Source organism: Bacillus sp. Root920 (assembly GCF_001429445.1).
Lineage (GTDB): Bacteria > Bacillota > Bacilli > Bacillales > Bacillaceae > Bacillus > Bacillus safensis.
The window spans coordinates 340,259-352,623 of record NZ_LMJV01000001.1 but is presented as its reverse complement, the minus strand read 5'-3'; the positions used below and the strand labels follow the sequence as shown (position 1 = coordinate 352,623).

The window sequence follows — 12,365 nt, the reverse complement described above, 5'->3', positions numbered from 1 at the left end:
CTTTTTTTAAATTAGTAAATCAAACCGACAACGCCTGCTGTTAAGAAGCTGACAAGAGTTGCACCGAATAACAGCTTTAATCCAAAGCGTGCGACTACGTTTCCTTGCTTTTCGTTTAAGCCTTTAACTGCTCCAGCAATGATGCCGATAGAAGAGAAGTTCGCAAATGATACAAGGAATACAGAAATGATCGCTTCTGTACGAGCAGTGAATTGGAAAGCATCACCGGATAGAATTTGCATTGCCACAAATTCGTTAGATACCATTTTGGTCGCCATAATGCTTCCTGCTTGTACCGCTTCGCTCCAAGGAACACCGACAAGGAACGCAAATGGAGCAAAGACATATCCAAGTACATCTTGGAAAGAAACACCGATGGCAGCTGTAAAGATACCGTTAATCATCGCAATTAATGCAACGAATCCAATCAACATTGCAGCAACAACAATCGCTACTTTGAAACCATCCATAATGTATTCGCCAAGCATTTCGAAGAAGGATTGTCTTTCTTCCTCGACGACTTCAAGCATGTCTTCGTCCTTAGACACTTCATATGGATTGATGATTGATGCGATAATAAATCCACCAAATAGGTTCAGCACAAGTGCTGTAACCACGTACTCTGGTTTAATCATTTGCATGTATGCACCGACAATCGACATCGATACCGTCGACATTGCAGATGCACATAACGTATAAAGACGCTGCTGAGGTAATAATCCAAGCTGTTTCTTAATAGAAATAAAGACCTCTGATTGACCTAAAATCGCAGACGCTACTGCGTTGTAAGATTCTAGTTTCCCCATACCGTTTACTTTACTAAGCAAATATCCGATTCCGCGTACGATAAGCGGAAGAATACGCCAATGTTGTAGGATACCGATTAACGCCGAGATAAAGACGATCGGCAGTAAGACGTTGATGAAGAAAGTTGACGCTTTATCATTCATTAACCCGCCAAATACAAAGTTGATTCCTTCGCCGGCATAGCCTAGAAGCATTTGGAATCCTTTTGCAAAGCCTCCGACTAGAAAGTTTCCAACACCTGTATTGAGCAGAATATAACCTAAAATAAATTGCAGTACAATCATGACAATTACTGGACGGAATTTCACTCGTTTTTTTCCATTACTAGCTAGCCATGCAATGGCGAGAATCACTAGCAAACCGATGATACCAATCACGTATTTCATGTTTTTCCTCCTTGAATGAATTCGTTTACATTAATGCGCTTGTATGGAACAAACCCTATTTCGCAAACAAAACGCGGAAGAAATTCCCAGAAGTGAGTTCCTTCCGCATATGACTTTTTCATCATTTATGAGTCATGAATGTTATCCTACCATAGGATCGTATGAATTAATAGTCTTTCGAAGGAGCTGATTGATCCCCTTTGATAATGGAAACGCCTGCACTTGCGCCAATACGGGTAGCACCTGCAGCTGTCATTGCCTCAACGTCTTCTTTTGTTCTCACGCCGCCTGATGCTTTCACACCGAAGTCAGGCCCTACTGTTTTACGCATTAATGCAATGTCCTCAGCCGTTGCACCGCCTGTACTAAATCCAGTCGATGTTTTCACAAAATCTGCGCCCGCTTTCACTGAAAGCTCACAGGCTTTGACTTTTTCTTCATCAGTCAGTAAACATGTTTCAATAATGACTTTCACTAATGCTTTGCCTTTTGCTGCGTCTACAACTGCACGAATATCTTGTTCAACCACATCATATTCGCCGTCTTTCAATGCCGCAACATTGATGACCATGTCCACTTCTGTTGCACCGTTTTCAATGGCATCCTTTGTTTCGAATGCTTTCACCGCTGTTGTGTTTGCGCCTAACGGGAAACCGATGACTGTACATACATCAACACCTGTTCCTGCTAGTTCTTTCGACGCTAGAGATACCCAAGTTGGGTTTACGCAAACAGATGCAAATTGATGAGTCTTTGCTTCTTCAAGTAACTGCATAATTGCAGCTCTAGTTGTATCTGGTTTTAGTGCTGTATGATCAATGAGCTTTGCTATCGTCATGCTTCACACTTCCTTTTAATTATGATACTTTCATCATATATGACGAGTGAACAATTGTAAACATAGTTATGAAATTTTGTTCATCTATTTTGTGACATTTAAAAGAGCCCTCGCTGTGTGCTGATCGATGATCAATACATTCGCATATTTTCCTCTTAGTGCACCGTGTATAGAAGCCACCTTTCGATGACCGCCAGCGACAAGAATGGATCGTTCTTTTGTCCTTAAATCATCTAGCTCTACGCCAATTGTGCGATTGTTAATGGCTTCACTGCAAATGCGTCCATCTTGATCATAAAAACGCGAGCAAATGTCTCCGACACTGGATTCCTTGAGGAGCGCTTTTTCTTCTTCACGGAAATAACCTAGTCTAAACAAAAGTGCTTCATCTCTTACCGTTCCAACAGTAAACACAGCGATATTCGCCTGCTTGCCCATTTCAATAATTCGCTGAATATGTCTGTCCTGCTCAACCATCTCTTTGACGGCAGCACTATCAAATACTACAGGAAGCGGCAAATAACGCGGTGCTGTTTGAAAGGCCTCAGCAAACAGCTGGATGGTTTCCGCCGAATATGTATTCACATGAGAGTGGCTGATTCCGCCCTTGAGCTGGACAACCTCTACACCTTTTACCTGTTTAGGTTGCATCTTTTGTGCAATTTGATACATAGTCGTTCCCCAGCTCACGCCAACGATATCACCGTCTTTCACCGTCTCTTGCAAGTAATCTGCACCAAATCGGCTCAAATAATCGGTGATGGTTGGATAGTCGTCCTTTGGCGAAAACACCACATGAGCTTCGAGCAGGTCATATTTTTCCTTGAGCAATGAAGAAAGCTCATTTAAATCCTCAAACGGATCCATCACCGTAATCTGGACGTACCCCTTCTCTTTCGCATATTGAAGCAGCCGAGATACAGTCGGTCTCGACAGGTCGAGCTGTTTGGCAATTTCCTGCTGGCTGTAATCAGACATATAGTAAAGCCTTGCCGCTTCAATACTCAGCTGTTGTTTCTCTCGATCCATTCATACGCCCCCTTTTTCTTCTATCATAACAAATTGTTCACCTCATCATGCACAAATGTTCATTTGAAGAAAATCGTATAAGCGGCATGAAAGGTCTCATTTTTTTCTAATGTTTGAATCCCAAACTTCTCTTTATACTGTCCATTCGTCCCTTCCATATCGGCGATGCCATACCACGGCTCAATACAAACAAAAGGAGCCATCGTTCCTTTTTCTTGATCATAAGGCGACCAAATGCCAACGAAAGGAAAGCCTGTGAGATCGACCTCAACTCCGTGACCTGCACCTGAAGTCAATGACACTCGATTGATATGGCTAAAGATCATCGCATCAAGCTGAAAAAGCTCCGGTCGAAGCTGGATCGACTCAAGCTCAATACCTTTTTCTTTCTCTCTGACAAGTGAATTCCGCAGTTCATATTGCACAGGGAGATGATCAGTGGAAGGTGTCAATGTGAGTGAATAATCTGCTGTTTGCTCGCCTTCAACAAGAGGAACACGAAATGCTGGGTGCCCTCCAATGGAGAAATACATCGTATCCTCTCCGTCATGATCAATTTCCCAGGAAATCTTCAGTCCATTTTCCAATAGTTCATAACGAATTCGCGCTGTAAATTCATACGGGTATTGCTTCACATGCCGGCCTCTTGATTCATATTGAAAGGTCACCGTATGCTTCGTTTCTTCATATAAATCAAAATTGACATCACGTAAAAAACCATGCTGCGTGAGCTCAAAGGTTTGATCGTCAATCTTGTATTGGTCATTCATTAATCGCCCAACAATCGGAAATAAGACAGGCGACACCCTGCCCCAATAAGCTGGATCACCAGACCACATATAGTGACGCCCGCTTTCCTTGTCAAGCACCTCCCTGACTTCCGCTCCTTTTTCATGAATCTGAACCAATAACTGATCATTTTCAATCGTTTTCATTCAATACATCCCCTTTCCTTCTTCTTTTATTATGACAGGGATTTTGGTTTTGAGTATAAAAGAGTTAGTTAGAATAAAAAAGACTTCTCCCTTCTAGGGAAAAGCCGTTTAAATTACTTATTCATCATCTTCTTCTATAGTCCATCTAAGACCTTTGATTTGTTTTAAACTCTCAATTTCTTCTTCGTTTTCAGGAAAAATATAGCTCTCCTCTTCATGTGAGCTTGAAACCATCCACTCTTTCCCATTTTTGAAGAATGATAAATCCTCCAGTAAATTAGGGTGAACCCACCCGTATAGAGAGTTCGAAAGTTCTTTCAAAAGATTTTTTGTGTGTTCATTGGCATAATAATAATAAACATATGCTGTTTGACCATCTCCTAGAATCGTGGTAGCCCATTCAGACTCTTCCTTCATTTCTTTAAGAGATGGTGAAAGTTTATCTAGAATTTCACGATAATCAGCAAAATCAGCAAAATCTTTTCTAAAAACTAATTGGAACTCATCACATACTTCACAACATAAATCGATGAGCGCATTGTATTCCTTCTTTCTTGGTTCACGATTAAGAACAATCATCGAAAACCTCCTCTATCTCAATTTCTTATCTAGGGGCGCCAAAAAAAGCATGTGCTCCTGTTCTTTCATATTTACCTTTTAATTTATAAACTGGATGATAGTGATAATGTTTATTTTTTCCTTTTTTGTCAATTTCTGCACCTATTACTTTTCCAATCGGACTGGCTGCTTTAGCAATAGATTGTGCATTGCTTTTGGAAGTAGACCATGTATCTTTTTTCTGAGCTAATCTTTTTACAGCGTTTGCACGACTTACGCCTTTTCCAATAAATAAATGAGGTTTATCTTTGTCTCGATAAGCAATAAAGTGATTATGTTTATTGTCTTTCCTTTTTATAAATTCAGAATAAGCAATATAGGTAACACCTACTACTGTTACTGCAAGTCCCAAAGCTAATAAATGTTCTAATAGAACTGCCCCAATAGCAATACCAATAGGGATAACAAATGCAAAAGATGCTTGAATATCTTCAGAATTCACTTCATATTTTTTATCATCTTTTGTATCTTTAAATGTAACATCTAAATTATCATTTAAAAGTGTCTGCAAGTCAACTTCATAATCCTTTGAAACCTTTTCACCTTCACTACCAATTTCTTCAGTTTGATAACTGATTTCTGTTGTTTTTTTATTTAGAGTTAGAATACCAGTTACTCCGTCTTGCTCCTGTGAAATTACATATTTTTCATTACTATCTTCTAAAACATGAAAATCTTTTGTGGTAACAGCCTCTGTTTTATTTGGAAATTGGAAAAACAAAGTTATAACCAGCGATAGACATATAACAATTGAGATTAACTTACTTATTTTATTCATCCTAAACTAAACCTCCGAGTTTCTTGTTCTAAAAAACAATTTTATTCAAATAATCATCAATACCATTTTTTCAAAACTTTATATATTTGTTGGTTTAAACGTTCTTCAGAATTAATATTAAAACGTTCCCGGTACTGTAAAATTAAGCTTACTACACCTGTAATATGGGCACTCGCTAAAGAGGTACCACTTTCAATCGCATAGTTGTTATGAGGCTTTAGAACTGGTATATCCACACCAGGGGCAGCAAAATTGTAATTTCCTTTAGATGAAAATTCAGCTACCTTCTTATGCTTATCCACAGCGGTTACAGAAAAAACATTCTCATAAGCAGCTGGGTAATCCATTTTCCTTCCATACTTATTACCAACAGCAGCTACTATAATTATGTTTTTTTGTATTGCTTTGTCTATAATTTTCTTAACAGATGGATCATCTTTCATTAATCCAAAACTAGCATTGATAACATCAATTTTATTATCAATACACCATTGAACAGCTTTAACAAAATTTTTTATTGAACCCTTGCCTTTTGAATCTAGAATTTTAACAGGATATAACTCTACATTCTGCGTTATACCCACAAGTCCAATTTCATTATCATTAGCTGTGATTATTCCAGCTACAGCAGTACCGTGCCCTAAACTGTCCTCTTGTTCTCCTCCTGTACCAATTGTGTTAAGTCCTTTTTTAACTTTACCTACCAAATCAGGGTGAGTCCCATCTATCCCACTATCAATTATTGCTATTCGTACACTTTCTCCTCCTCTATTATTTTCCACATATTTTTTTGTTAGCTTTATGCTCCATGGAATCTGTTGATGAATATTATTAGTGAAGTTTAAATTTTTTGAGTGCAATTCAAAACACTTAAAATAAATTAAAAGAACTATTAATATTATCAAAAATCTTTTTATCAAACTATTGATTCAACACCACTCCTTTTTTCATATATTATTCTATATTATGGTTTTGAGTCAATATAAAACCAAAAATGTTATATATTAATATATGGTGGTTTACAATAAAAATTTATTGAATAAATTCAAACTAAATATTATGCGTTGACGTCTATTATATATACAATATATGAGTAACCTTTATTAAATAAAGGTTCTTTTACAATTGATGGGGGATTCATTTTCATGAACAGCAAGGAAAATCGTTTTCGTTATATTTTAGGATTAGATGGACTAAGAGCCGTTGCTGTATTGGCAGTTATTGCTTATCACTTACATATCAGACCCGCAAGCGGCGGGTTTCTTGGCGTTGATTTATTTTTTGTCATTTCTGGTTACTTGATTACAACGATCTTGTTACATAAGCAGGATTTAGGCTATCAAGAGCTTTTGCCATTTTGGATGGGACGGATTAGGAGGCTTCTTCCAGCCGCTTACATCATGATTTTTATAACCGTCAGCTGGTGCGCGATTGCTGGATCAAACGCATTATTGTCCATTCGTGGCGATGCCATATCGTCCTTTTTTTATGTCAGTAACTGGTGGTACATTTTTCACCAGCTTTCATATTTTGATAGCTTCAATGCCCTATCTCCACTGAAAAATTTGTGGTCTCTGGCAATAGAAGAGCAATTTTATATCATTTGGCCGGTACTGTTGATTGCAGGGCTGAAATGGGTAAAAAACAGATCCCATCTGCCTATGATCACCTTTGGACTTGCACTTGTCTCTGCCTTATGGATGGCGATTCTTTATTCACCAGATACTGATCCAAGCAGGGTTTATTATGGAACAGATACTCGTGCATTTGCGCTCCTGATTGGATGCACCCTGGCATTTGTGTGGCCTATGCAAAGACTGTCCAGCAAAAAATTACTTCCTGTTGGCAGACGTATTTTACATATTGCCGGGTTCGGTTCGTTTGCGATTTTCCTTCTTTGTGTTTATGCAGTGGACGATTTCGATGCCTTTCTCTATCAGGGCGGCATGCTTTTATTCTGTCTGAATGCGGCCATCTTAATTGCGTGCGTTTGCCACCCTGCAAGTCTTATAGGAAAATGGCTGTCGTTTCAGCCGCTCGTCTGGCTTGGTAAACGGTCTTATGGTATTTACCTGTGGCATTATCCCATTATCGTACTGACCACACCGGTCATTGAAATTGGACAGCCTTCCATAGCGCGTGTCACATTGCAGCTCATCGCCATTTTACTAGTTGCTGAGGCTTCCTATCGCTTCATCGAACAGCCGATCCGCCAGCATGGCTTCAGACAATATTTTTCCTCTTGGTCTATTTGGAAAAAAGGAATCAAACAGTGGTCTACATCTAATAAGGTGTTCCTTGGGATCACCGCAGCTCTTTTGATCTTATTTATCATTGGCATGTCTAACTCGTCCACTTCCTCCCCACATGTGAAGGAAGTGACGCAAATTAAGACAGCACCGAAAAAAACAGCCGAACCACCGGAATCAAAAGTGAAGAATAAGAAAGAAAAGCACGAGAAAAAAGCAGCTGATCAAAAACAATTTCACCAAGTTCTTGCCATTGGTGATTCTGTCATGTTAGACATTGCGCCGAATCTCGAAAAAGCATATAAACAAATTACCATCGATGGGAAAGTTGGCAGACAAATGAACGAAGCCGTCAGCATTGCCCCTCAATACAAATCATTTAATCAATCTGATGCTGCTGTTATCATTGAACTTGGTACAAATGGTTATTTTACTGAGGACACGCTGAAAGCATTCATTCAAAACTTTTCTAAGGCACATATTTTCCTAGTGAATACGAGGGTTCCAAGGTCATGGGAAAATGATGTGAATGCGGTCATTCAGCGAGTGGCCGATCAAGATCAAAATGTTACCTTGGTCGATTGGCATTCAGCCGCTACTGGACAGCCATCCTATTTTCAGTCCGATGGTGTCCACCTTTCAAAAAAAGGTTCTGACACACTGACACAGCTCATCACAGCAAGCATTAAGAAAAAAGGGGATGTGTCGACTTCATCATAAAAAGACTAGCAGAATGCTAGTCTTTTTTTATGCTGTCAAAAGGCTGGCCCTTATCGCTAATGTCTGCTCTTCCTTTGTTTTTTGATCCATCAAAGCAAAATGCCCGTTCTCATATGCTAGTGAAAATAATTGTTCAATATGAAAAACTCCTGACTGAAACCGCCTGTTCAATAAATGCAGGGCCGCAGCACAGGCGACTTGAGCTGTTGCTTGAGACTCGTCGTGTCCTTTTATACCAAGCGCTGCATGATGAACCTTTTTCCCATCCGTCCCTGCTGCTTCCACTTTGACTGCATATTGATCTGTTCCCACTTGAGAAGATTGAATCATTGAAATGGCTCTGTCCTTCATCTTCGGCAGTGTAAGGAACGACGTCAGTCCAAGGCTCCTTGTGAAGGCCAATGCACCCGTCGCGAGACGTGAATCAAAACAAAGCCTTGTCGTCACAGATGGCACATGAAGTGTGGAAGGCAATGTCTGTTGATCAGAGAAGGGGAATCGATAGGCATACCGCTTTCCAAGCTGTTCACCAAAGTTGACTTGTCTGCCTCCAGTAAAGCTTTTCACTCTTTTCCGCTGATCATGTTCAGTGAGTTCATATTCAGTATGGACATGATCAATCGTCCATTCAATCGCGGCTTTTCCATGCTGATCCCCCAACCCAAGCATAATCCCAATATCTATTTGATCCACTGATGAAAGCATAGATGCCGCTTTTGCAGCTAATAAATTTGTAAGACCGGGCGCGAGACCTACACTGAGCAAAGCCGTTGCACTGATTTGCTGCTGATCCAGCTGTGCCATTTGCTCCATATACGCCCCCTTTGCAGAAATATCGATATAATCAATGCCTGCCCGCAGAACGGTTTCAGCAAATGACGTGTCATCTTGGTCGAGACACATGATCACCAGCTTTGTTTCATCCATCCAGTCAGAATGTAATGGCTGACTAACATCTAGTTTGTAAGGACGGACTCTTCTTTTTGTCTGCTGTGAAAATTGTTCGGCCTTCTCATAGCTCCTGCCCGCCGCAACAATTTGCCCTGGATACACTTCACTTAACTGAAGACATATTTGCTGTCCGACATGTCCATAGCCGCCAATTACCATCACCTGTGATCTCATCTCTCATCCGCCTCTCTACGACCTCGCTTGCAAACAAGCCCTTTGATCATTCCTGCCTGAAAATAAGGTCTGATGTCTCGAAACCCCGCCTCAATTAAATGTCCTCTCATCTCCTCCTCAGGCACAGGATATGTTGCACGTCCCAGCCTGTCATGAAAGGACGAAAACACTTCTTTTCCTAGACCTTGCCGCTTCATGAAAAGAGACAGCATATGAAGCTCCTGCTGAAATGCGCTGGAATTCATCTCTCCTTGTATAAATGCGAGTACAAACGGGGCCCCTGGTTGAAGCCTTCGGGCAATCTCCTGTAAAAATGGCAGCCGATTTTCTACAAAATGAATCACGAGCAGGCTCACTGCGGCATCGTATACAGCTTCAGCAGACACCTTGTTTAATGCGGTCTCATACCAGGTGACACGCGCCTCCATATGGAGCTGTGAAACCCGCTGTTTCGCCATATCCAGCATAGATGCAGACGGATCGACTCCTGTGATGAGCCAGTCTTCTTTTCTCTGAAGCATGTTGATGATCTCTTCGCCCCCACCCGCTCCGACAGTTAGAATACGAGAGGCCGCTCCCTTTATTTCAGTTTCTAATACATCTACTGATAACTCATGCAAAAGGTGATAGCCGGGTACTTTATGTGAAATCGTTGCTGCGTATGATTCAGCAACAGGGTCGTGCCAATGCTGGTTTCCTTTCATATGATTCTCCTCCAGTTCCTTTCCGCTTTCCATCGTTTCCTGTACACTAACGATATGACATCTTTATTGTAAAAAGAGGCACCAGAAAAAACGATCCCTAAAAGTGGGGGTTTTTGAGGAGGAGATCATGTGGTCAATCCAGCCACTCATTTTCAGCAGATAAGGCAGCACATTCGGGACGAGCTTGCTGCTGTCATTGATTTTGATGCCGTCTGTATCACAACCATCGATCCAGCCACTCTCCTCTCGACAGGTTCCTACACTGATGAACCGATTGAAGAAATTCATGACCAGCTCTTTCAAAATGAATTTTTAAAAAGGGACGTGCATCAGCATGAGATTCTAGCCAAAGGCCCTAATCATGCTGCGAGTCTCATCCAAAGCGGGGCATATTTGAACAGCGAGCGCTATCAGCATATTTTGTTACCTAACGGTTGGTCTGATGAATTGCGGGCAGCCCTTGTGATTCAAGGAGAATGCTGGGGTATCGCCAGCCTTTATCGTCAAAAGGGCAAGGAACCTTTTCAGAAGCGAGATATACAAGCAGTCATCGATCTAACACCGGCACTGGCAGCCAAGCTGAGAGATGAGCTTTTCAAAAAAAGAGACACTGAAGATGATGATGCGGCGGAGCAGCAAGGATTTCTCATTCTTTCAACTCATTACAAGCTTCTTTATGGAAATGAGACAGGGCTCCATTGGCTTCGTACATTTCAAGCCTTTGAACAAATCCATGACCAAGCCGTCATGCCCCGCCCATTCAGAGCATTAGGCGCTAAACTTTTATACGGCGGCACCGATCAAACAGCAGCAAGCATCACAAGAATGCCTACGGGAGTCTTTCTTTCCCTTCAAGCCTTTCGATTGGCGCAGTCTGACAGGCAGGAGGAGGCTGTCATGATTCACGTCAAACGAGCCCAAACAAATGATATTCTTCCTTATGCAGCGAAAACGTACAGGCTGACAGAAAGAGAGATGAACGTCCTCGACTGCTTATTAAAGGGCCAGTCGACAAAGGATATTGCGAGTACGTTATATATTTCACCCCATACCGTTCATGATCATGTGAAAGCGATGCTGCAAAAGACGAATTTAAGCAGCAGACGTATGCTTGTTTACTTTTTCTCCAATATATAAAAAAGCGGCTACCGCACTGGCAGACCGCTCTTTTCTTATTTTCCTAAAACCAGCTCATGCAGGACATGTGCTACTCCGGCTTCATTATTAGATTTTGTTACAACATCAGCTACGGCTTTGACATCATCAATGGCATTTCCCATAGCGACGCCGCAGCCCGCAAACTCTAGCATTGAGACGTCGTTCCCGTTATCACCAATAGCCATGACTTCTTCACGAGGAATTCCCAGCTCCTTCGCTAGAAGCTTCACGGCATTTCCCTTACTCACATCAGGATGCAGGATTTCAAGGAAGAAATCTGTACTTTTTACCATCATATACTTTTCCTTCACTTCAGATGGAATGGCTTGTATCGTTTTTTCCAACCGTTCTGGCTGATCAATATACATCATTTTTGGAAGTCTCATCGATGAATCTGCCTCTTCAACAGGCATATATTTCAGCGGCAGTTTTGTTAAGTAGGATTCAAGCACTGTGTATTCACTAATATCGCGATTCGGTGTGTATAAATTGGCTGAATCGAAATAATGCATCGGCGTGTCCAGCTGACGGCTCAATTCATATAACGAAGTTAAGTCATCATAGGATAATGTAAGCTCTGACACCACTTCATTTGTATGGCTGTTTTGAACAAGCGCTCCATTATAGGCGATCACATAATCTCCCTCTTGATCAAGCTGAAGATCAGCTAAATAGCGATTTACCCCGCCAATTGGCCGGCCTGTACATAAAACAATTTTAATTCCTTCTGCCTTAGCCTGTTGAATGGCTTCAAACACTTCATCCGGCACCATATGTTGATCATTTAATAACGTACCATCCATATCAATTGCGACTAATTTATACATTCACTGGTCCCCTTTTCTCAGCAAAAACGTGCTGTCACTATTTTGAGCCACCATTACGATGATGACAGGTTATTTCATTACTATTTACCTATTTTAGCCTATCGTTTTTTCTTCACGCTGTCTACTTGTTCTTATCTGTAACAAATATCACATGAGTCTACTCTATTATAACGCATTCTATTCATCGTGCT

At 41.0% G+C, this 12,365-nt stretch carries 12 protein-coding genes; 2 read left to right on the top strand and 10 right to left on the bottom strand.

What is annotated here, in order from left to right; all coding sequences use genetic code 11:
• Positions 1-11: 11 nt before the first annotated feature.
• The 7 genes from ASE42_RS01445 to ASE42_RS01415 all read right to left on the bottom strand — a co-directional run bounded on the left by ASE42_RS01445 (position 12) and on the right by ASE42_RS01415 (position 6,251).
• Complete coding sequence (locus ASE42_RS01445; RefSeq protein ID WP_056765352.1) at positions 12-1,193, bottom strand: NupC/NupG family nucleoside CNT transporter; 1,182 nt, start codon at positions 1,191-1,193, stop codon at positions 12-14.
• A gap of 166 nt (positions 1,194-1,359) precedes the next feature.
• Positions 1,360-2,031, bottom strand: coding sequence for a deoxyribose-phosphate aldolase (deoC, locus tag ASE42_RS01440; protein ID WP_056765351.1), 672 nt, complete (start codon positions 2,029-2,031; stop codon positions 1,360-1,362).
• Between the two features lie 84 nt (positions 2,032-2,115).
• Complete coding sequence (locus ASE42_RS01435; protein WP_056765350.1) at positions 2,116-3,060, bottom strand: sugar-binding transcriptional regulator; 945 nt, start codon at positions 3,058-3,060, stop codon at positions 2,116-2,118.
• Positions 3,061-3,119: 59 nt separating this feature from the next.
• The gene (locus ASE42_RS01430) at positions 3,120-3,995 is read right to left on the bottom strand and encodes an aldose 1-epimerase family protein (RefSeq protein ID WP_056765349.1); all 876 of its coding nucleotides are present in this window, start codon (positions 3,993-3,995) and stop codon (positions 3,120-3,122) included.
• A gap of 117 nt (positions 3,996-4,112) precedes the next feature.
• Positions 4,113-4,574 carry a hypothetical protein gene (locus tag ASE42_RS01425; RefSeq protein WP_056765343.1) on the bottom strand — a complete coding sequence of 154 codons (462 nt, stop codon included), beginning with the start codon at positions 4,572-4,574 and terminating at the stop codon, positions 4,113-4,115.
• Between the two features lie 25 nt (positions 4,575-4,599).
• Positions 4,600-5,391 carry an SAR2788 family putative toxin gene (locus ASE42_RS01420; protein WP_140352791.1) on the bottom strand — a complete coding sequence of 264 codons (792 nt, stop codon included), beginning with the start codon at positions 5,389-5,391 and terminating at the stop codon, positions 4,600-4,602.
• A gap of 56 nt (positions 5,392-5,447) precedes the next feature.
• Positions 5,448-6,251, bottom strand: a complete 804-nt coding sequence (locus ASE42_RS01415) for a S8 family peptidase (protein WP_162253743.1) — start codon at positions 6,249-6,251, stop codon at positions 5,448-5,450.
• A gap of 285 nt (positions 6,252-6,536) precedes the next feature.
• Here ASE42_RS01415 and ASE42_RS01410 point away from each other — a divergent pair, with 285 nt between their 5' ends.
• Positions 6,537-8,360, top strand: a complete 1,824-nt coding sequence (locus ASE42_RS01410; RefSeq protein WP_056765335.1) for an acyltransferase family protein — start codon at positions 6,537-6,539, stop codon at positions 8,358-8,360.
• Positions 8,361-8,387: 27 nt separating this feature from the next.
• On the opposite strand, the gene ASE42_RS01405 is transcribed toward ASE42_RS01410, so the two are convergent.
• Positions 8,388-9,485, bottom strand: a complete 1,098-nt coding sequence (locus ASE42_RS01405; RefSeq protein ID WP_056765333.1) for a saccharopine dehydrogenase family protein — start codon at positions 9,483-9,485, stop codon at positions 8,388-8,390.
• Positions 9,482-10,189 carry a class I SAM-dependent methyltransferase gene (locus ASE42_RS01400; RefSeq protein ID WP_056765330.1) on the bottom strand — a complete coding sequence of 236 codons (708 nt, stop codon included), beginning with the start codon at positions 10,187-10,189 and terminating at the stop codon, positions 9,482-9,484. The genes ASE42_RS01405 and ASE42_RS01400 overlap by 4 nt, the downstream gene beginning before the upstream one ends.
• Before the next feature lie 129 nt (positions 10,190-10,318).
• Here ASE42_RS01400 and ASE42_RS01395 point away from each other — a divergent pair, with 129 nt between their 5' ends.
• A complete protein-coding gene (locus ASE42_RS01395) occupies positions 10,319-11,326 on the top strand; it encodes a helix-turn-helix transcriptional regulator (RefSeq protein ID WP_056765329.1) in 1,008 nt (335 codons plus the stop codon).
• A 35-nt stretch (positions 11,327-11,361) separates the two neighbouring features.
• Here ASE42_RS01395 and yidA read toward each other — a convergent pair whose 3' ends face one another.
• Positions 11,362-12,174: a sugar-phosphatase gene (yidA, locus tag ASE42_RS01390; RefSeq protein WP_024423947.1), complete on the bottom strand. Its 813-nt coding sequence runs from the start codon at positions 12,172-12,174 to the stop codon at positions 11,362-11,364.
• Positions 12,175-12,365 lie beyond the last annotated feature (191 nt).